Source organism: Kushneria halocnemicola (assembly GCF_965650455.1).
Classification (GTDB): domain Bacteria; phylum Pseudomonadota; class Gammaproteobacteria; order Pseudomonadales; family Halomonadaceae; genus Kushneria.
In genome coordinates this window covers 3,146,889-3,167,844 of record NZ_OZ287968.1, presented here as the reverse complement: position 1 = coordinate 3,167,844, position 20,956 = coordinate 3,146,889, and the positions used below count along the sequence as shown (strand labels likewise).

At 63.4% G+C, this 20,956-nt stretch carries 17 protein-coding genes; 11 read left to right on the top strand and 6 right to left on the bottom strand.

The features are described 5' to 3' along the window. Positions 1-504 precede the first annotated feature (504 nt). The gene (gene typA, locus ACS92L_RS14305) at positions 505-2,337 is read left to right on the top strand and encodes a translational GTPase TypA (RefSeq protein ID WP_438765741.1); all 1,833 of its coding nucleotides are present in this window, start codon (positions 505-507) and stop codon (positions 2,335-2,337) included. A gap of 200 nt (positions 2,338-2,537) precedes the next feature. Here typA and ACS92L_RS14300 read toward each other — a convergent pair whose 3' ends face one another. After that, positions 2,538-2,744, bottom strand: coding sequence for a hypothetical protein (locus tag ACS92L_RS14300; protein WP_438765740.1), 207 nt, complete (start codon positions 2,742-2,744; stop codon positions 2,538-2,540). Between the two features lie 314 nt (positions 2,745-3,058). Then, complete coding sequence (gene ligB, locus ACS92L_RS14295; protein ID WP_438765738.1) at positions 3,059-4,807, bottom strand: NAD-dependent DNA ligase LigB; 1,749 nt, start codon at positions 4,805-4,807, stop codon at positions 3,059-3,061. A 131-nt stretch (positions 4,808-4,938) separates the two neighbouring features. Between ligB and ACS92L_RS14290 the strand changes: the two genes are divergently transcribed. Together ACS92L_RS14290 and ACS92L_RS14285 are read left to right on the top strand one after the other, a co-directional pair. After that, positions 4,939-5,241, top strand: coding sequence for a hypothetical protein (locus ACS92L_RS14290; protein ID WP_438765737.1), 303 nt, complete (start codon positions 4,939-4,941; stop codon positions 5,239-5,241). A gap of 170 nt (positions 5,242-5,411) precedes the next feature. After that, positions 5,412-6,044 carry a peroxiredoxin gene (locus ACS92L_RS14285; RefSeq protein WP_438765735.1) on the top strand — a complete coding sequence of 211 codons (633 nt, stop codon included), beginning with the start codon at positions 5,412-5,414 and terminating at the stop codon, positions 6,042-6,044. 126 nt (positions 6,045-6,170) lie between these two features. Here ACS92L_RS14285 and wrbA read toward each other — a convergent pair whose 3' ends face one another. Next, positions 6,171-6,779: an NAD(P)H:quinone oxidoreductase gene (wrbA, locus tag ACS92L_RS14280; RefSeq protein ID WP_438765734.1), complete on the bottom strand. Its 609-nt coding sequence runs from the start codon at positions 6,777-6,779 to the stop codon at positions 6,171-6,173. A 250-nt stretch (positions 6,780-7,029) separates the two neighbouring features. Between wrbA and ACS92L_RS14275 the strand changes: the two genes are divergently transcribed. Together ACS92L_RS14275 and ACS92L_RS14270 are read left to right on the top strand one after the other, a co-directional pair. Beyond that, a complete protein-coding gene (locus ACS92L_RS14275) occupies positions 7,030-8,199 on the top strand; it encodes an efflux RND transporter periplasmic adaptor subunit (protein ID WP_438765733.1) in 1,170 nt (389 codons plus the stop codon). Continuing rightward, entirely contained in the window at positions 8,196-11,309 is a 3,114-nt protein-coding gene (locus ACS92L_RS14270; RefSeq protein WP_438765732.1) for an efflux RND transporter permease subunit, read from the top strand. Before ACS92L_RS14275 ends, ACS92L_RS14270 begins: the two co-directional genes overlap by 4 nt. On the opposite strand, the gene ACS92L_RS14265 is transcribed toward ACS92L_RS14270, so the two are convergent. Further along, positions 11,282-12,073: a 2OG-Fe dioxygenase family protein gene (locus ACS92L_RS14265; protein WP_438765731.1), complete on the bottom strand. Its 792-nt coding sequence runs from the start codon at positions 12,071-12,073 to the stop codon at positions 11,282-11,284. The genes ACS92L_RS14270 and ACS92L_RS14265 overlap by 28 nt on opposite strands. A gap of 167 nt (positions 12,074-12,240) precedes the next feature. Here ACS92L_RS14265 and pdxA point away from each other — a divergent pair, with 167 nt between their 5' ends. From pdxA to sbmA, 3 genes are all read left to right on the top strand, one after another. After that, on the top strand, positions 12,241-13,254 hold the full coding sequence (gene pdxA / locus ACS92L_RS14260) for a 4-hydroxythreonine-4-phosphate dehydrogenase PdxA (protein WP_438765730.1): 1,014 nt from the start codon (positions 12,241-12,243) through the stop codon (positions 13,252-13,254). Positions 13,255-13,393: 139 nt separating this feature from the next. After that, positions 13,394-15,139, top strand: a complete 1,746-nt coding sequence (locus tag ACS92L_RS14255; RefSeq protein WP_438765729.1) for an FAD-dependent oxidoreductase — start codon at positions 13,394-13,396, stop codon at positions 15,137-15,139. A 174-nt stretch (positions 15,140-15,313) separates the two neighbouring features. Further along, positions 15,314-16,558, top strand: a complete 1,245-nt coding sequence (sbmA, locus tag ACS92L_RS14250) for a peptide antibiotic transporter SbmA (protein ID WP_438765728.1) — start codon at positions 15,314-15,316, stop codon at positions 16,556-16,558. Positions 16,559-16,612: 54 nt separating this feature from the next. Here the strand turns inward: sbmA and ACS92L_RS14245 are convergent, their stop codons facing one another. Then, positions 16,613-17,095: a universal stress protein gene (locus ACS92L_RS14245; RefSeq protein WP_438765727.1), complete on the bottom strand. Its 483-nt coding sequence runs from the start codon at positions 17,093-17,095 to the stop codon at positions 16,613-16,615. A 257-nt stretch (positions 17,096-17,352) separates the two neighbouring features. Here ACS92L_RS14245 and ACS92L_RS14240 point away from each other — a divergent pair, with 257 nt between their 5' ends. Next, positions 17,353-18,300, top strand: a complete 948-nt coding sequence (locus tag ACS92L_RS14240) for a 2-hydroxyacid dehydrogenase (RefSeq protein ID WP_438765725.1) — start codon at positions 17,353-17,355, stop codon at positions 18,298-18,300. A gap of 80 nt (positions 18,301-18,380) precedes the next feature. Beyond that, positions 18,381-18,962 (top strand): sugar O-acetyltransferase, encoded by a 582-nt coding sequence (locus ACS92L_RS14235; protein ID WP_438765724.1) that lies wholly within the window; start codon positions 18,381-18,383, stop codon positions 18,960-18,962. A 1-nt stretch (position 18,963) separates the two neighbouring features. Here the strand turns inward: ACS92L_RS14235 and murI are convergent, their stop codons facing one another. After that, a complete protein-coding gene (murI, locus tag ACS92L_RS14230) occupies positions 18,964-19,794 on the bottom strand; it encodes a glutamate racemase (RefSeq protein ID WP_438765723.1) in 831 nt (276 codons plus the stop codon). A gap of 115 nt (positions 19,795-19,909) precedes the next feature. Between murI and ACS92L_RS14225 the strand changes: the two genes are divergently transcribed. Continuing rightward, positions 19,910-20,932, top strand: a complete 1,023-nt coding sequence (locus ACS92L_RS14225; RefSeq protein ID WP_438765722.1) for a LacI family DNA-binding transcriptional regulator — start codon at positions 19,910-19,912, stop codon at positions 20,930-20,932. The last annotated feature ends 24 nt before the right edge of the window (positions 20,933-20,956 follow it).

The following is a 20,956-nucleotide window of genomic DNA, read 5'->3' as shown; positions in this document are numbered from 1 at the left end:
ATACTGCTTGAAAACCGTTAACAGGACGCCATCACTTCGCCACCGTTGTATCACGCGCAAGCACAGTGCATGCAAGTCCCGATGTGTCCCTAAATAATGCATGCAGCGTGCCAAAATGGCGCACGCTTATTTAAATTGGTTCAAAAAATGCGCGAATACAGTAACTTGAAAGCGAAAACGGATGGAGCCCTGCTCGCATGCGGGGTCATGCAGGGTTGCCGGGGGTGACGAAAGCCCCTATCGATGCACCATTAGCACTCATGAAACGCCCCTGATGCACCAAAAAAGCGCATAACCCGGGCGCCATCTGTCGTCACCCTGTCACGATCTGCCGATTTCATGGCTTCTCAACGCCTGCGCCACGATTCCAGCTATTCGACCGACGACTTAGCCTATACAATGCGGGGCCAAATTTATTGCACGCTGCTGACATGGCCGTTGATCACAACGCACGGCCATGCTCCTACCCGAACAGGCGCGTGTACACAAAGGTGAAAACGCGTTATGTCCGATACGCTTACTTCCGGCAATATCGAGAAGCTGAGAAATATTGCCATTATTGCCCACGTTGACCACGGCAAGACCACGCTGGTCGACAAGCTGCTGGCGCAATCCGGCACCCTGGACCGCAAGGCGGAAAACCAGGAACGCATCATGGATTCCAACGACCAGGAGAAGGAACGCGGCATCACCATCCTGGCCAAGAACACGGCCATTACCTGGCACGACTACCACATCAACATCGTCGACACCCCCGGGCACGCCGACTTTGGTGGTGAGGTCGAGCGCGTCATGTCGATGGTGGACTCGGTTCTGCTGCTGGTCGATGCCGTTGACGGCCCGATGCCGCAAACGCGTTTTGTGACCCAGAAGGCGTTTGCCCAGGGCCTCAAGCCGATCGTGGTGGTCAACAAGATTGACCGTCCGGGCGCGCGTCCCGACTGGGTCATTGACCAGATCTTTGATCTGTTCGACAACCTGGGCGCCACCGACGAACAGCTCGACTTCCCGATCATCTACTGCTCGGCGCTCAACGGCATCGCCGGCATGGACCCGGAAGATCTGTCCGAAAACATGGACCCGATGTTCCAGGCGATCGTCGACATCGTCGAGCAGCCGACCGTGGAACTTGACGGCCCCTTCCAGATGCAGATTTCGGCACTGGACTACAACAGTTACGTGGGCGTCATCGGTCTGGGCCGCGTCAAGCGCGGTCGCGTCCGTCCCAATCAGCAGGTCAGCATCATTTCCCGTCAGGGTGTGACCCGCAAGGGCAAGATCGGTCAGGTCATGACCCACCTGGGTCTTGAGCGTGTCCAGGCCGACGAAGTCAGTGCCGGCGACATCGTCTGCATTACCGGCATCGACGATCTGGCCATCTCCGATACGATCTGTGACCCGTCCAACGTCGAAGCGCTGCCGGCGCTGACCGTGGATGAGCCGACCGTCTCGATGACCTTCCAGGTCAACGATTCGCCCTTCGCCGGCCGTGACGGCAAGTACGTCACCAGCCGTAACATCAAGGACCGCCTGGATCAGGAACTGATCCACAACGTGGCCCTGCGTGTCGAGCAGGGTGAATCGGCCGAGAAGTTCAAGGTCTCCGGGCGTGGCGAGCTGCACCTGTCGGTGCTGATCGAATCCATGCGTCGTGAAGGCTATGAGCTGGCCGTGGGCCGCCCCGAGGTCATCATCCGCGAGATCGATGGCGTGAAGCAGGAGCCCTACGAAGAAGTCATCATTGACTGTGAAGAGCAGCATCAGGGCTCGGTCATGGAAGAGCTGGGCTATCGCAAGGGCGAGCTGACCAACATGAACCCGGATGGCAAGGGTCGTGTACGTCTGGACTTCATGATTCCCTCGCGCGGTCTGATCGGTTTCCGCTCGCAGTTTCTGACCATGACCTCCGGTACCGGCATTTTGACCAGCCGCTTTGATCACTACGGTCCGCTGAAGGAAGGCGCCGGCGTCGAGCGCCGTAACGGTGTACTGGTCTCGATGGTCGATGGCAAGGCGCTGGCCTACGCGCTCTACGCCCTGCAGGATCGTGGCAAGCTGATCATCGATCACGGCACCGAGGTCTATGAAGGCATGCTGATCGGCATCAACAACCGTTCCGACGACATGGTGGTCAACCCGACCAAGGGCAAGAAGCTCGATAACATGCGCGCCTCCGGCAACGATGAAAACATCGTGCTGACGCCGCCGATCCGCTTCACGCTGGAACAGGCCATCGAGTTTCTGGACAGCGACGAGCTGGTGGAAGTCACGCCCGGCTTTATCCGCATCCGCAAAAAGCACCTCAAGGAAACCGACCGCAAGCGCAACAAGAAGTAAGCGCCTGCGTAACCGCTGTAACGTTTCCTGACACAAAAACGGCCTGCATATCATGCAGGCCGTTTTTTTGTGTCATTGAGACCGCCCGGGGTCGACGGATTGACTGCCCTTGACCGCGTGCGCGATGGCGGTGCCGGACACGCAAAGGCCGCTGCCCTTTCGGGCAGCGGCCTTTTGTCCTTCACAAGGTGGTGTGAAGATCAGGCAGCGTTACGGCCGGGCATGGCCGAGAAGCCGCCGTTGGACGGCTGTGCGTCGCTGCGGGCGACAGGCTTTGAAGTGCTGACCTGTACCGGCTGCAGCCGACGCGCTTCGCGATCCGAGGATCGTCCGGAAAGCATCATCGCGCCCAGCATGAACATGACCAGCAGGGCGTAACCCATTCCGCCAATGATTAACAGTGCCATGGTCCTATCTCCTCTCAACGCGGCGTTATCGCAGCGCGTTTTTACAATGGAAGCCAATCTGCACAGCCATGTTCCTGATGGTCGTCGCCTGCTCTTGAGGCGCTGTGCTCCAACAAACCGCTGATTCTTCCTGCCTGACCGGTGCTTTCCGCGTGGCGGGGGTATGACCGGACAAGCCGTTGAACCAGTAACCCTGTAATGCTTAATGTATCAGTAGGTAACGTTAAGTGTACTGAGTAATTAGCCTGATGGAAATTGAAAAGAACTATCGCGCTAAGACTTTTCAACGTTCCGGATGATGACAAACCCCATCCTTACTGCTGCGCACCATCAGCCACCTGCGTCGAAGGTGTCGATGTCGCCACCCATTCATCCAGCAACGACTGTACTGTTTCGTTTTGCCAGAAGGCCGCCAGTGTGGCCGCGTCCCTTTTGTTCAGTGCCGGAACCCGCTGCCAGTCGGCGTTTTCAAGCGAGCGCATGAATACAATGTGATTCAAACTATCGACTGACCGAAAGACGACTTTAGGTTGAGAGGCATAAAAACAGGCATGGGCCGGCTCCAGCGCAATCAGCAGTTGCTGCAGCGATTGGCGCCCTGCCTGACTGAATGCCTCGTGCCATCGCGTGGCGCGGGCCTCACCTACCCCTCTCAGCGAGCGTAATTTAGCGCGCTCAAGATCACGCCAATCGAGCAAGGACGTTACCATTTCGGCGTCAATTAACTGTTTCCAGGTGCCTTCGCCGATTCCGTACATATCCAGCCCCTGCCGGCTGCTCAGATGCGTCAGGCGCGCCAGAAACTGCGAGCGACATGCCGGCGTCAGTGTCAGACAGCTCAGGGCGTTAAATGCCTGCGGGTCCGGGATGTCCAGCGCCACGCGCTGGTCATTGCGAACGATGACCTCATCGAGTCTGGGAATGGTCAGCCCGGCCAGCGAAATCATGACCTGATCCCCCGGACGAATATCGGCCTTTTGCCAGCGCGCAAAGGAGCCGGCGCTGACCCGGCGGATCGTGCGGTCATCAAGGGTGACCGGTGACAGCTCAAGCACCGGCGTGATGCGCCCGGTGCGCCCGATGCTGAAATCGACATCGCGCACCTCGGCAAGCGTGGCGGCGGCGGGGTACTTCCACGCCACGCTGTTCGTGGGCGGCGTATTGCGCCAGACCCGGCCCGGGGGGCGCCCATCGCGCTTGATCACCACGCCATCGCTGGCAAAGGGCAGCTCATGGCGATACCAGTACCGGCGCCAGTGCGCCACGTCATCCAGAGTATCGACCGCCCGGGTCCAGCGCTGCGGGTCCATGAAGCCCCAGTCGGCCAGCTGATGGTTGCGCCCGGCAACCGTGTCGGGCCCGTCGGGCAGCGCCCAGGCGAAAAACCCAATGCGCCCGCGCGACGCATCGCTCATGTCGTGGCGCTGCATCAGCCCGGCCACGCTTGAACGCGCCCCGGCGCTGCCGTCACGACGCTGCACATGGCCGGGGCGTTTGAGATAAAGCTCGCCCTGGATCACCACTTGCGCGGGCACCTCGCCGGCCAAACGGTCGGGAATGGCATCGATGCCGGACACGCGCGCCAGCCAGTCCTGCCCGGTCAGACCGTCGCCCCGGCTGGTGGCCATGATCAGCCGCCCCTTTTCATACACCAGCGTCAGTGCCACGCCATCCACCTTGGGCTGAATCCACAAAGGGCCCGGCGTCAGCGCTGCCAGCCACGCCCCGACCGCCGCCCGGTCCGCCAGCTTGTTCAACCCGGTCTGGGCCACGGCGTGACGCTGCTCGCCGCCACGCAGGGTGGCGCCGGGCGCCGGCTGATCCACCCCCACGCAGTGACGCCAGTGTGCCAGCCGGGCCTGCGCCCGGTCATAAACGCCATCGGCCACCGGTCGCTCACCGCGCTGATGATAGGCCTCGTCCCAGCGCGCCACCTGCTCGACAAGCTGCTCGAGACGTCCATCGACCGCTCCGGGTGCCGGACAGGTCTGCGCCTGACCTGTCATCGGCACTGCCATCGAAATCGCCATGGCCCACGATGTGATCCACCCTTGCCACCCCATACCGCCCTCATGTGTCAATATTCGATATCTTTCATATGACTATCGACGACATGCCGCCATTCTGAAGGCGAATGCATGCGGCGAGGCGGACGTAAACTGCTAGACTTTTTTTACCAACGAGGAGGCATGTCATGAGCAACGCGCGCGCAATTACGTGGGACCAGGAAGGCGTCGACCATGTCGCCGACCACGACGAGCTCACCCAGTTTCTGCACAAAAAGCCTAAAACCGGTGACATCATCACGGCCCGCTATATGGAGGCCAACGTGCGCATGAAGGTGCTCGAGCGCGACGGCGATGACACCTCGATTGCCGAAGTGCTGGGTATCAGCGTCGAGGATGAAAAACGTGTCGAAGAACACGAAGGGCTGCGCAAGGGCGAGACGGTACAGGTCCCCGACAAGGATCGAGCCTTTATCCGTTATAGCAATTGATGCTTTAGAGCCTGCTTTTTATACTCTTACGGAATTTATTCAGGACAATTCGTTGTTTGGTTTTGCGGCCTGAAGCCGTCATTATCTGACAACGACTCACGGCAAACGGCCCTCGATCACGGGCGCGGCTGCCGACACCCGTTTTCATCGATGGCCAAAAGGAGTGACAAATGGCGTTGCAACTTGGCGATACCGCACCGGACTTTTCTCAGGACAGCACGGAAGGCACCATCAACTTCCACGAGTGGCTGGGCGATAGCTGGGCCATTCTTTTCTCTCACCCCAAGGACTTCACGCCGGTGTGCACCACCGAGCTGGGTGAAGTGGCGCGTCTGAAATCCGAATTCGACAAGCGCAACACGAAGGCCATCGGCCTGTCCGTCGACCCGATCGAAGACCACCACGCCTGGAAGGGTGATATCGAGGAAACCCAGGGCTGTGGCCTCAACTTCCCGCTGCTGGCCGATGCCGATCGCAGCGTCAGCGAGAAGTACGGCATGATTCACCCCAACGCCAACGACACCCTGACGGTGCGTTCGGTCTTTGTCATCGACCCCAAAAAGAAGGTCCGTCTGACCCTGACCTATCCGGCCAGCGCCGGGCGCAACTTCCAGGAAATCCTGCGCGTGCTCGACAGCCTGCAGCTGACCGACAACGAAAAGGTCGCAACGCCGGTGAACTGGCGCCAGGGCGATGACGTCATCATCGTGCCGTCGTTGAGCAATGAGGAAGCGGCCAAACTCTTCCCGCAGGGCTGGGACGAGAAAAAGCCCTATCTGCGCATGACCAAGCTCAACAAGTAAGACGCTGAGTGCGCGGGCATTACGGCCCGCCTCATGCCATGCGAAACGCCCGGCCAAATGGCCGGGCGTTTTTTTGATCCGATCAGGCTCTCTGACCGGATGGCTTTTTCAAATCGCAGGCCGGCCCTAGAGCTGTTGAGCCGTCAGTTTTTTGGCAAAGCCCGCCACGTATTCGCCTTGAAAGCGGGCAATTTTCAACTCGCGTTCACTGGGCTGGCGCGAGCCATCACCACCGGCCAGGGTCGAGGCGCCGTAGGGCGTGCCGCCGCTGACTTCGGTAATATCAAACTGCTCCTCGACCCCGTAGCCGATCGGCACGATCACCATCCCGTGGTGGGCCAGCGTCGTCCAGCTTGAGGTGATGGTCATCTCCTCGCCACCGCCGGTACCGGTCGAGGTAAACACGCTGGCCAGCTTGCCGCGCAGCTTGCCGCTGGCCCACAGTCCGCCGGTCTGATCCAGAAAGGTGCGCATCTGGCCGGCCATGTTGCCGTAACGCGTCGGCGTGCCCAGGATGATCGCGTCATAGTCGGCAAGCTCACCCGGCTCGGCGACCGGGGCCGACTGATCTACCTTGCCCCCGGCCTGTTTGAAGGCTTCTTCATCCATGGTTTCGGGCACTCGCTTGATGGTGACCTCGCTTCCCGAGATCGAGCGGGCGCCCTCCGCCACGGCCTGGGCCATGGTTTCGATATGGCCATACATCGAGTAATACAGCACCAGTATCCGGGACATCGTGTCTGCCTCCATTTGCAGGTTCTGGAATAAATGCGCGGTCGCGCGTAGCACGCTGTCAGCCTGGTGCATCCGTGCCGTTGTTGCCTGCTTTTCCTGCCGCAGGCCCGTGGCCACTGTAAAAGACTTGTCGCTTCAGGCTTAAGCCCGCTTGAACAAAGGACGTTGCGAGGCGTCCGGAACCTCGTATGCTGTCACAGGGTGGTGCCCCCTGCTGCCCTGAACGCCTTTCGTCTGTGGAAACCTGCCCATGTCCGAGTCCCACGATGCCCGTCGCCCGCTGATCTGGCTGGTCGCGCTGATCCTGGTGGCGCTCGCCCTTGCCTTCTGGTGGTGGCTGTCGCGTGATCGCGCCCCGGAGGACAGTGGCCCCACGCCGCCGGTCGCCGTCGGCCGCGCCGAGGTCATCGAGCGCGATATTGCCACCACGCTCAGCGCCGTGGGCGATGTCGAGGCCACCGATGCCATCGAGATTGCTTCTCTGGTGACCGAGCGCATCACCGGGCTCAATTTTGACAGCGGTGAGCGGGTCAATCAGGGCGATCTGCTGATCCAGCTTGATGATCGCGCCGAGCAGCAGGGGCTGCGCGCCGCCCGCGTCATCGTCGAGCAGGAGCAGCGTGAATATGAGCGCCTGCAGCCGCTGGTGCGTCAGGGCTCGATTGCCACCCAGCAGGCGGACGCCCAGCGCAACCGGCTGGAAAGCGCCCGCATTGAACTGGCCCGACTCACCGCCGCGCTGGAAGACCGCACCATTACAGCGCCGGTCTCCGGCGTCATGGGACTGAGCAATCTAAGCGTCGGCGAGCAGATCAGCGCCGACACATCGCTGGTCACACTCGACAGCATCGACCGTGTCCGGGTCGATTTCTCCCTGCCCGAGCGCGAGCTGAACCGCATTGACCAGGGCATGACGGTCACGGCGCGCTCGGTGGCCTGGCCCGATCGCACCTTTCACGGCGAGGTCATCACCCTCGACCCGCGCCTGGACCGGGATACCCGCACGGTCATGGTTCGCGCTCGATTCGACAACCCTGATCTGGCCCTGCGCCCGGGCATGCTGCTCGACATCGCGCTGCGCCTGCCGAGCCAGCGCCGCCTGATCGTGCCGGAAACCGCCGTCATGGGCGAGCGCGACAGCCAGTGGGTCTACGTGGTGACTGGCGAGCAAGACCACTACCGCGCCCACCGCGTCGCTGTCCGCGTGGTCGAGCGCGCCCCCGGCTGGGCGGCCATTGAAACGGTGGAAGACAATACCCGACTGCGCCCGGGAGAATCAGTGGCCGTCAGCGGCCTGCGCGATATCGGCGAGGGCCGCGATCTTGTCATCGATGAGGCCGCCGCGCGCGACACCCGGGGCCTGTTCGAGCAGGCCCCGGACGAGACACACGCCATGACCCCACAGAGCACCGCCCCATGACCCTGACCGATCTGGCCGTCACGCGACCGGTCGGCACGCTGGTGCTCTCGGCGCTGCTGGTGCTGTTTGGCACGCTGGGGTTTCTGGAGCTGCCCATTCGGGAGTACCCCTCCATCGAGGAGCCGGAGGTCTCGGTCGAGATTGCCTGGCCCGGCGCCTCGGCAGCAGTGGTGGAGTCCCGCGTGACCCAGACGATCGAAAACGTCGTCGCCGGCATCGAGGGCGTGGTCAGCGTCGAATCAGAAAGCAACGACGGCGAGTCCGAAGTCACCCTGACCTTTTCCAGCGAGACCGACCTGGACACCGCCGCCAACGACGTGCGCGACCAGGTCTCCCGTGTCGCCGACGCCCTGCCGGTGGGCGCCGAGGCCCCCGAGATCAGCAAGGATCAGGGCGGCAGCGACACGCTCATGATCCTGTCGGTCAAGACCGATCGCATGAGTGCCATGGCGCTGTCGGACTACGCCGATCGTCAGCTGCTTGATCGCTTCTCGACCATCAACGGCGTTTCGCGGGTGCGGCTGTGGGGCTCGCAGCTGCCGGCCATGCGCGTGGATCTGGACCGCCACGCCATGACCGCCCACGACATTACCGTCGAGGACATCACCGGCGCGCTGGCCAGCGAAAACGTGGAGTACCCGGGCGGGCGAATCGAGTCCACCACCCGCGAATTTACCGTGCGCCTGCTGCCGGGCTATGAAACGCCCGAGTCCTTCCGGCGCCTGCCCCTGCGCCAGGGCGAGGGCACCCGCGCCGTAACCCTGGGCGATGTGGCCACGGTCTCGCTGGGGCCCGAAACCCGTCGCGAGCGCTTTGAAATCGACGGCGAGCCTACCGTCTCGATCGCCATCAGCCGACAGAGCACCGCCAACACGCTGTCCATCTCCCGCGACGTGCGCACAACGCTTGATACCCTGCAAAACGAGCTGCCCGAGGGCCTGCGCATCGATATCGTCTCTGACGACACCCTCTACATCTCGGCGGCCCTCAAGGAAGTGCTGATTACGCTGGCCATTGCGGTGGCCATGGTGGTCGCCGTGATCATCTTCTTTCTGGGCTCGTGGCGCGCCGCGCTGGTGGCGGCCACGGCTATTCCCATCTCGCTGCTGGCCTGCGGCATGCTTCTTCTGGGGCTGGGGTTCAGCCTTAACATGCTGACCCTGCTGGCGCTGGTGCTCTCGGTCGGACTGGTGGTGGATGACGCCATCGTCATGATCGAGAACATTCAGCGCCATCTGGAAGAGGGCGACACCCCGCTGCTGGCCGCCTTTCGCGGCGCCCGCCAGGTCGCCTTTGCCATCCTGGCCACCAGCCTGGTGCTAATGGCGGTGTTTTTGCCCATCACGCTGATGAGCGGCCAGACCGGGCGGCTTTTTACCGAGTTCGCCGTCACGATCGCGGCCACCATTGCCTTTTCCACGCTGGTGTCGCTGACGCTGACGCCAGTACTGGCCTCCTGGCTGCTGGCCGTCGGTCACGGCCGCCGGGGCTCGCCGGTGAACCGGCTCATGACGGGGCTGGCCTCGCGCTATCAGCGCCATCTCGGGCAGATGCTGCACCGCCCGGTGCTGGTCGGCGGCGGCTTCGTGGCCATGGCCATCGTCACCGCCACGGTCATTACTGCGCTGCCCACAGAATACGAGCCCTACGACGACCGCGGCGCCCTGCGCATCAATATCCAGGCCGAGGAAGGCGTCAATTTCGAGGAGATGCAGCGGCGCATGGAGGCCATGGGTCAGCGCCTGGCGCCCATTTTCAACGACCAGGCACTGATCGATAACGCTTCGCTGCGTCTGCCCGGACCCGGCAACAACGACGGGCCCGTCAACAACGGCCGCTGGATCATCAGCTTCACCCCCTGGCAGGACCGTGACGAGAGCACCCGCGAGGTGGCCGCGCGCATTAATGAGGCGCTTGAAGGCTTTTCCGAACTCAGCGCCACCACGCTGTTGCCGCGCGGGCTGAGCTCGGGCAACGCCACGCCGGTGCAGTTCGTGATCGGCGGGCCGGATTACGCCACCCTGGGCGCCTGGCGCGATGAACTGATGGCCGCCTGGCAGGACTATCCGGGCCTTGAGGCGCTCGACAGCGATCTCATTGAGACCACACCGCAGCTGCAGGTGCGGCTGGACCGCGAGCGTGCCGCCCAGCTTGGCGTGCGCGCCGAGACGGTCGGCCGCACGCTGGAGTCCTTTTTCGGCGAGCGCAGCCTGACCACGTTTGAGCGCGACGGTCAGTCCTACGACGTGATTTTGCAGGGCCTGCGCGAACAGCGCCTGACGCCCGAGGCGCTCGAAGAGATTCGGGTACGTACCGACAGCGGCGCGCTGGTGAGCCTGGCCAACCTCGTCCATCTGGAGGAAATCGCGGTCTCGCCGACGCTCAACCGCTACAACCGCATTCGCGCCGTCACCTTTTCAGCCAACGTCGCCGACGGTTACAGCCTGTCGCAGGTGCTCGAGCACATGAACACCACGGTCGATGAGACCCTGCCCGAGCAGGCGCGCATCGACTACAAGGGCGCCACGCAGGACTTTCTCGAGGCCGGGCGCGATCTGCTGCTGGTCTTTACCGTGGCGATTGCGGTGACCTGGCTGGTGCTGGCCGCGCAGTTCGAGAATGTCATCAGCCCGCTGGTGGTGATGCTGACCGTGCCGCTGGGGATGCTGGGCGCCGGCCTAGCGCTGTGGCTGCTGGGCGAGAGTCTCAACCTCTACGCTCAGATCGGGCTATTGATGCTGATCGGGCTGTCGGCCAAAAACGGCATTTTGATCGTGGAGTTTGCCAACCAGCTGCGCGATGAGGGCGTGGCGCTGCGCGAGGCCATTTTGCAGGCCTCGCAGACGCGCCTGCGCCCGATTCTGATGACCTCGCTGTCCACCATGGCCGGCGCCCTGCCGCTGGTCATGGCCACCGGCGCTGGGGCGGCCAGCCGCTTCGGGCTGGGCATCACGCTGCTGGCCGGCTGCGCCAGCGCCACGCTGTTGACCCTGGGCGTGGTGCCGATCGTCTACTACTGGCTCGCCGGGCATCAGAAACCGCCGGGGCATCGACGCCAGCAGCTCAAGGCCTCGCTGGAGCGTCATACTCCTGATGCCCCCCCGGACTGACCGTCACGCCGTTTGAAGGTCAGCACCAGCAGGTCGCGGTGGCCGGGGCGAGTGGCGTCATCGGCCACGATGGGCGTCACGCCGTGCAGCACACGGGTGTCATCCACCAGTGCCATGTCCAGCGGCTCGGCCAGGGTAAAAGCCGCCAGCTCGCGGTGGTCCGGATCGTGAATGCAGGAGACGCCTTCGCGCACGTTGTCACGGCCCATCATCACCATCGCCACGAAATCCACGCCGTCACGGTGAACACCCTCCGGGGTGGGCAGGCCGGCGGTGATATCCCCGCCCACCTCGATACGAAACTGGTGCATCTCGATGTCCCAGTCGGTACCCGGCGCACAGCGCCCGAACACATCAAGCAGGAGCTCACAGAGAAAAGCGAAGGCGTTTGTCGCCAGCGCACCCTCATCTACCGGCTCGAAGTGACGAGCCACCCCTCCGTTGAGTTGATTGAAACGGGTGGTCTGAAAGTGCGCCTGATGTGGCTTTCGCACCAGTGACCGCGCACCGGCGACCGCGCTGAACACCGCGTGGCGTCGGCGGCGGTAGCGCCCGCCATCATTCATGAAGCGATCCGGGGCCAGATCGCCCCAGTAGCGGGCAAGATCGGCGCAATCCGGCGTGCGGTGAGCACGCCCGACGCACCAGTCACGAAACATCGGGGCAACCTCGCCGGCCGTCGCCAGCAGATAGCCGTCGCGCTCAAGCCGCTCACAAAGCGACGTCGAAAGCGTTTCAAGAGGAGTCGCATCATGCGTTGGCACATCACACATCACAATCGCCGCCGAGAATAGAGCAAAGGGGTGGCACCACAGCGTACCGCGTCACGCTCGGGCCTGACGACGCGCGGGGCAGAGCGCTATTATGGCACTGTCGATCACTGCCGCCCATGACGTCGTTTCAGGGCGCTTATCTGCCAAAAGGCCCTGTCATGTCCGCATCTCATAGCGCCCCTATTGCGATCACCATGGGCGACCCGGCCGGCGTCGGCCCGGAAATCATTGTTCGTCTGGCCTGCGCGCCGCGCGCCCGTGATACGCCGCTGCTGGTCATCGGTGATATCGAGCGGCTGCGCGACATGGCCGCCCGGCTGGAGCTCGACCTGACGCTGTTTCCCATCGAGCACCCGGATGACATCGCCGATCACGGTGCCACACCCGGCCGGCTGGCCGTTCTGCCGGCAGGCCCGCCGCTGCCGACCGATCTGCCCTATGGTCATGTGGATGCCCGGGCCGGTGCCGCCGCCTATGCGTACGTCAGTCGCGCCATCGATTTCGCGCTTGAGGGCTCGATCAGCGCCATCGTCACCGCCCCGCTCAACAAGGCCGCCATGGCCGCGGCCGGCATCCAGTATCCCGGCCACACCGAGATTCTCGCCGACCGCGCCGGCACCGATGATTTCGGCATGATGCTGGCCAACGACGAACTGCGTGTGATGCTGGTGTCGATTCACCTGTCGCTGCGTCAGGCCATCGAGGCGGTCACTCCCGAGCGCGAGCTGCGCGCCATCCGCCTTGCCGCGCGCGCCTGTCACGCCTACGGCATCGAGCACCCCCGCATTGCGGTGGCCGGGCTCAACCCCCACGCCGGCGAAGGCGGGCTGTTCGGCGGTGAGGATGAGGCCATCATCGCCCCGGCCATTGCCCATGCCCGGGAGGAAGGCATCGACGCTTCCGGCCCCTGGCCGGGCGATACGGTCTTCATGAACGCCCGCCGCGGCCACTTTGACGCGGTGGTGGCGCAGTATCACGATCAGGGCCTGATCCCGGTGAAATATTTAGGGGTAGAGAACGGCGTGAACATCACGGTGGGACTGCCGTTCGTGCGCACCAGCGTCGATCACGGCACCGCCTTTGATATTGCCGGCACCGGGCGCGCCGACCCCTCAAGCCTTGCCTATGCACTCAAGCAGGCCGAGGCGATGGTGCGCGAGCGCCGCCGATGAAAACCGCGCTGTCGGATGCAACCCTGAGCAGCGGTAGTACACTGACGTCATACACTTGAGTCACACACGAAAGCGATGACAACGCCCTGCGGGGTCTCCCGTTACGGCGCGCCACTTATCTGATATGCGGAGCAAGGCGATGCAACTCAGGCAGAGCAATATCGAAAGACTCGCCGACGGTGCGGTCTACGACACGCTGATCATCGGCGGCGGCATCAACGGCGCGGTCTGCGCCGCGGCGCTGGCCGGGCGCGGCGTGAAGGTGGGCCTGGTGGAACAGGGCGATTTTGCCGGCATGACCAGCATGTGGTCGTCCAATCTTATCTGGGGCGGCATCAAGTACATGGAGTCGCGGGATTTCAAGCTGGTGCGCGAACTGTGTGTCTCGCGCAACCACCTGATCAAACACTACCCCTCCACCGTGCAGGAGATCCGCTTTCTCACCACGATCACCAAAAGCTTTCGCTGGCATCCGCTGATGCTGTGGGCCGGCACCTGGATCTACTGGCTGTTCGGCAACTGCTTCACAAAAATACCGCGCCTGCCGAGCCTGTCGACCATCAACCGCGAGGAGCCGGTGATCAATACCGACCCGGCCATCGGCTGTTTCGAATACTCCGACGCCTTTTTGCACGACAACGATGCCCGCTTTGTCTGGAATTTCGTGCGCACCGCCATGAACAGCGGCTGCGTGGCGGCCAACTACGTCGAGGCCACCGGCTTTGAGCGCCAGGGCGATCTCTGGCATGTGGGGCTGAAAGACGTCATGAGCGGGCGCGAGTGGACGGTCAAGACGAAGGCCCTGGTCAACGCCTGCGGTCCGCTGGCCGATCGCACCAACGCTCTGGCCGACAAGCACACCGAGCACCGCCACGTGCTCTCCAAGGGCATCCACCTGATCGTTGACCGAATCACGCCCAACAAACGCGTAATGGCGTTTTTCGACGAAGATGGCCGGCTTTTCTTCGCCATCCCCATGGGTACGCGCACCTGTATCGGCACCACCGATACCCGCACCGAAGACCCGCACGCCGCCATCACCGACGATGACGTCAAATTCGTGCTCGACAACATCAACGCGCGGTTGTCGCTCGAAAAACCGCTGGACCGCGACGACATCATCGCCACCCGCTGCGGCGTGCGGCCGCTGGCGGTGCAGAACACCAGCGGCAAGGACCGCGACTTCCTGCAGCTCTCGCGCAAGCACGAGATCGATTCCGACATCAATCAGGGCTTTATCAGCATCTTTGGCGGCAAGCTCACCGACTGCATCAACGTCGGCGAGGAGATCGTTGATCTGGTCAAGACAATGGGCATCGACATCCGCTTCCCGGACTATCGCTGGTACGGCGAGCCGGTGGACGCCGTGCGCGACGAGTTTTTCCACCAGGCCCGCCTGATGAAGCTCGATGACTACACCGATGCCAGCGCCTCCGAGCCGCTGTCGACCCGTCTGTGGCGGCGCTACGCGGCGCATGCCATCGGCATTCTGGAATACATTCGCGAGGACCCGCGCCAGGCGGAAATTCTCATCGAGGGCACCGAATACATCCGCGCCGAAGTGCGTCAGGCCGCACGGCGCGAAATGATCACCAAACTCGAGGACTTCCTGCGCCGGCGCTCCAAGATCAGCCTTGTCTCGCGCCAGGAAACCATCCGCCAGTCGGCCGGGCTGATGGAGGCCTGCGAGATCCTGTTTGGTGACCAGGCGCAAAAGCGCTTTGACGAGTATTTCCGCGACCACCCCGTGACCAACGGCATCGCCCGCGACCCCGGCGCCGGCCCGCTGCCGGCCGATGGTGCCACCAATGACCCCGCCACCGAGCACAAGGAAAAGACCGCGGCACAACGTCAGGAGGGCGATTTCGAGACGCTGAACTGGTAGCCATTGACCGGGTGGTGCCATTTCACGACACGACCGGGCACGCGGCCGTGATATAAGCCACCGGGTTCGCCCGGTGCGTTGACCGGGGAACGCAATGTCTCCCATGGGGTCGATGAAGGATGCGCGGCCCCATCGGGGCGGTCTCAATGTTGCCCCTATTGCAGGATGTCTATCGTGTTACGGTCGTTTTTTCCCAACCCGCCTCTTTTTTTCGCAAGCGTTGTGATCTGGGCGCTGATCTGTATCGGTCTCTGGCAGATGGGGGTCAGCGACTGGGGCGCGGCCATCGGGCTGCCGCCGCTGGCCGAGGGTGAGGCCCTGCCCGTCGATGTCTCGCGCTTCTGGGCGCCCTCGATGCTGTGGTTTTATCTCTACTATGCGCTGTGCGTTTTGGTCTTTGCCGCGGCGTGGGCCCTGATCCGCCCCCATCGCTGGCAGCGCTGGTCGATTCTCGGCAGTGCGCTGATCGTTTTCATGACCTGGTTTTCGGTGCAGACCAGTGTGGCCGTTAACGCCTGGTACGGGCCGTTCTGGGACATGATCCAGCAGGCGCTGGGCGGTGACAGCGACGTGACGGTGACCGATATCTACACCGGCATGTTCAGCTTCGCCGGCATCGCCTTTGTGGCCGTGACGGTGGGCGTGCTCAACTATTTCGTGGTCAGCCACTACATCTTTCGCTGGCGCTGGGCGATGAACAACTTCTACATGCGCCACTGGTCGCAGCTGCGCCACATCGAGGGTGCCGCCCAGCGCGTGCAGGAAGACACCATGCGCTTTTCCACCACGCTGGAGGGGCTGGGCGTCAATCTGCTCAAGGCGGTGATGACCCTGATCGCCTTCATGCCGCTTTTGGTCACGATGTCGCAGAACATCACCGAGCTGCCGCTGGTGGGTCACATTCCCAACGCGCTGGTGTGGTCGGCGATTGCCTGGTCGCTGTTTGGTACCGTGCTGCTGGCCGTGGTGGGCATCCGGCTGCCGGGGCTCGAGTTTCGCAATCAGCGCGTCGAGGCGGCCTACCGCAAGGAGCTGGTCTACGGCGAGGACGACCCGGCGCGCGCCGAACCCGCGACCGTGGCCACGCTGTTCAATCGGGTGCGGCAGAACTACTTTCGCCTTTACTGGCACTACGCCTACTTCAACATTGCCCGCATTTTTTATCTGCAGGCCGACGTGGTGTTCGGACTGATCGTACTGGCACCCTCGATCGTCGCCGGCAAGCTGACGCTGGGGCTTTTACAGCAGATCCTCAACGTCTTCGGTCAGGTACGCGAATCCTTTCAGTATCTGGTCAACTCGTGGTCGACCATCATCGAGCTGCTCTCGATCATCAAGCGTCTGCGCGCCTTTGAATCCGTGATCGACAGTGACGCTGATGATGACGAGACGCGTCCGGTCGTCGAATCGACGCCGTAGCGAACCGGGGCCGATGCCGCGATGGCATCGGCCCCGATCCAGTGTGGAAAAAAGTCAGTGAGACACGCCATCGCCGGGCTCGGCATCGGGCACGTGGAGCGTAATCACCGTACAGTGGGCCACATGGGAGACCTTATGCGACACGCTGCCCACCACCAGCCCCTTCATGTCACTCAGGCCGCGACTGCCCATCACGATGGTATCGATAGCCAGCTCGTGGGCCAGCGCCACAATCGTTTTTTCCGGCCGGCCGGGCGGGTTGTCCTCGACATGGAAGTGGACCTCGGCTGCGGGGTCACCGACTTCCGCCCACGTCGCCTTCAACAGCGCCTCGCCCTCCTCGTGTCCCTTTGTCGGGGTGTAATCCACCGGCGTCGATCCGGTCTGCGCGCCCATGTGATCGGTGGCCGGAGGCGGCTCGACAATGTGGAGAAGATGCAGGGTAGCGCCGGCGGCCTGCTGCATCAGACACGCGTGTTCAAGCGCCCGGCGAGCGCTGCGGGAACCATCAAGAGGTACCAGAATGTTGTGTGACATGATTCATCTCCTTCCTTTGGCGGATGACGGCCCCGTCCAGCACAGGCGTGAGCCGTCAGCCAGCACAACGAATGATGCAGCAAAGTCCGCCACATGACCGATCCAGCCTGCGCCCTTTTACATTAGCACTCAATCAATGCCTGCTGTGACCCGGCCGTTATCTGCACGAGGCTCGGACAGTGGCTCGCCGCTCTACCCTGACCGTGACCCGCCGCGATAAGGTATCCATACCGCCCTGATCCGGAGAGACTGTCACCATGCCGATTCATCTGCTGGTCGTGACCCGCCTGTCACGCCATCACCAGTCCTGCATCGAAGCCACCGGCATTCGCCTGCATATGGCCGAAGATGCCGAGACCCGACGCGACGTTCTGGACCGCCACCGTGACGACATCCGCGCGGTCATGACCATCGGCACCATCGGCTTCAGCGCACAGGAGATGGACGAACTGCCAAACCTGGGCCTGATCTGCGCTCAGGGGGTGGGCTTTGAAGGCATCGACGTGGCGGCCGCCCGCGAGCGCGGCATCAGGGTGGCTCACGGCCCCGGCACCAATGCCGAGACGGTCGCCGACCATGCACTGGGGCTGATGCTCGCCTGCCTGCGCCGCATTCCGCAGGGCGATGCCGGCCTGCGCGACGGCCAATGGAAGGAGATTCGCCGTGGCGCCCCGGTGCTGCACGGCAAGACCTTGGGGCTGCTGGGCATGGGCAACGTGGCGCGCGCCATCGCCCGGCGCGCCCACTACGGCTTTGACATGCCGATCATCTACTTCAGCCGCCAGCCGAAGGCGGACCTCGACTGGCAGCATGAGTCGGACCCCAAACGCGTCGCCGAACAGGCCGACGTGCTGGTGAGCGCCCTGCCCGGCGGCGACGACACCCACCACCTGATCGATGACGCCCTGCTTGGCGCCATGAAGATTGAGAGCATCGTGGTCAACATCGGCCGCGGCAGCGTGGTGGACAGCGACGCCCTGGCCCGCGCGGTGACGGAGAAGCGCCTCGCCGGCGCCGCGCTGGACGTTTTCGAGCATGAACCCGAGGTGCCTCAGGCCTTCAAGGACGACCCGCGCATTATCATGACGCCCCACACCGCCGGCCTCTCACCCGAGGCGCTCGATGCCACCGTGGATCTGGTAATTCAGAACCTCGAGGCCTTTCGTGATGGCAAGGCGCTGGTCACGCCGGTGCCCGATGCCTGACAGGCGAGACGTCAAAAGCTGACATATGATCAGGGCGTGGCATGGGTAAATATCGATGGCACAGACCTCAGGAGCCTTTCATGGGCGATGACCACGCGGCAGATGCCCGTTCACAAAAGCAGAAGATGCTCGCCGGCGAGCTCTACACCGCCGATGACCCGGAACTTGCCCGGGACGCCGACATCGCCAAACGCGCCATGGCCGAGTTCGCCAGAGCCTACGAGCACGATGTCGACGCCGCCCATGCCGTGTTGAAGGGGCTTTTCAGGGAACTGGGCGACACCGCCCATATCCGCGCGCCGCTGTATGTCGACTACGGCTTTAACATCCGCTTTGGCGAAGGGTCGTTTGCCAACTTCGGCCTGATGGCACTCGACGTTGCGCCCATCACCATCGGCCGGGACGTACAGATCGGCCCCAACGTGCAACTACTGACGCCGACCCACCCGCTCGATGCCCAGGCCCGCCGGGACAAGCTCGAAGCCGGCGCGCCCATCGTCATCCACGACAACGTCTGGCTGGGCGGCGGCGTCATCGTGCTGGCCGGCGTCACCATCGGTGAGAACAGCGTCATCGGCGCCGGCGCCGTGGTCACCCGGGACATACCCGCCAACGTCGTGGCCGTCGGCAACCCGGCGAGGGTTATTCGTCAGCTGCCATGATCTACACCGATGAAATCAGGTCGATTCTCGATATTTCCCTGAACCCCTCGGCTCGAATTCGCGCGGCAAGATCGGTGCCATCCCTCGGCCCACCGGTCGTGTAAAAGCACCCGCCGGCGCTGGCGCCCTGCTTGAGACCGGGGGCCGCCAGCACGGCTTCCAGCCGCCGGGCGACGGCATCACCCGAATCGATCAAGCTCACGTGATCACCCAGCTGCGCGGCAATCACCTCGCGCAGCAGCGGATAGTGGGTGCAACCCAGTACCAGCTGATCAAGTGAGCGCCACTCGGCTGCACGCAGCGGCGCCAGCTCACGAGCCAGCGCCTGACGGTCGAGCGTGCCGTCATACCAGTACTGCTCGGCCAGCGCGGCAAGATTCGGGGCGCCCACCGTCAACACCCGGCAGTGGCCGGCAAAGCGCTCGATCAGGGTCGCCACATGCGCACTTCTCACCGTCCCGGGTGTGGCCAGCACCCCAATCACACCGCTGGCGCTCGCTGCAGCGGCAGGCCGAATCGCCGGTACCACGCCCACCACCGGCACCGACAGCCGTTCCCTGAGCGCCGGCAGCACCACGGTCGAGGCGGTATTGCAGGCGATCACCACGGCATCGACCGGACAGTGCGCCACGACGCGAGATATCAGATCACATACCCGCTCAATCAGCGCATCACCGGACAGATCACCGTAGGGAAAGGCCGCGCTGTCGGCCAGATAGTGCTGCACCAGTCCCGGCAGGCGCCGTCGAATGGCACGCGAGATGGTCAGCCCGCCGATGCCCGAATCCAGCAGCCATACGGCGCCGGTGCGTTGTGGTGTCCCTTTCTGCATGTCCTCGCACATCCATGACGTGATGGCCCACTGTCATCGTATTGCCATGGGGTCGTCACCGTCATGTCAGAAACCACCCTCATGATGAAAACGTTTTCATTCATGAGGCTTTTTCGTGTCACACACCACGCAACGTCCGTCGCTGGTTCAGATTGCGCGCGCCGCGGGTGTGTCGCCGGCCACGGTGTCGCGCGCCTTCAATCGACCGGCGCTTTTGAGTGCGCGTACGCGCGATCACATTCTCCATACCGCAGGCGAGCTGGGCTATCGGCCCGACCGTATCGGCAGCAGCCTGCGCTCGGGCAGCACGAAAACCCTGGGGCTTTTGCTGCCCACGCTTGAAAACCCGGTCTTTGCCGCGTGCTTTGAAGGCGCCGAGGCTCGGGCGCGCGAGGTGGGCTACAGCGTGATGCTCTCGACGACCGGCTATAACGCCGAGCGTGAAACGGCGGCGGCGCGCGATCTGCTCGATCACCGCGTCGAAGGGCTGATTCTGACCGTGGGCGATCCGGCCACCAGCGCCACGCTCGCTGAGCTTCAATCAAGCGATGCGCCCTTTGTACTGGCCTACAACGAAAGCGAGGTGCATCCCTTCGTCAGCGTGGATAACCACGCCGCCGCCGGTGACATGATCGCTCACCTGGCCGGGCTCGGGCATCGCCGCATGGCGCTGATCACCGGGCCTCTCGAGGCCTCCGATCGCGCTCTGCATCGTCTGGAAGGCGCTCGGCAGCGCGCCGACGCGCTGGGCCTGCCGGTACCGGAACACCTGGCCATGGCCCGTCACACGGCGGTCGACCATGAACGCCTTGGCCATCTTCTTGCCCGGCCTGCCGCGCCCACGGCGCTTTTCTGCTCCAACGATCTGCTGGCCGCAGCCGTGATTGCCGCGCTCGCCGAGCAGGGTCTGAGCGTGCCCGGAGACCTCTCCGTGTGCGGCTTCGATGGCATGGCCTTTGGCGGTCTGATGGTGCCGGCGCTTGCCAGCGTCTACCAGCCCAGCCACGACATCGGCCGCCAGGCCTGTCACGCCTTGCTACAGCGGCTTGAAGGCCACCACGTTACCGGTGAGCGGCTGGCGCATCGCCTGATCCCCGGCGGCACCGTGGCCCCTCTGATACCCGCCGTTTTGTCATGATTTTCCACCCCCTGAGGAACACCC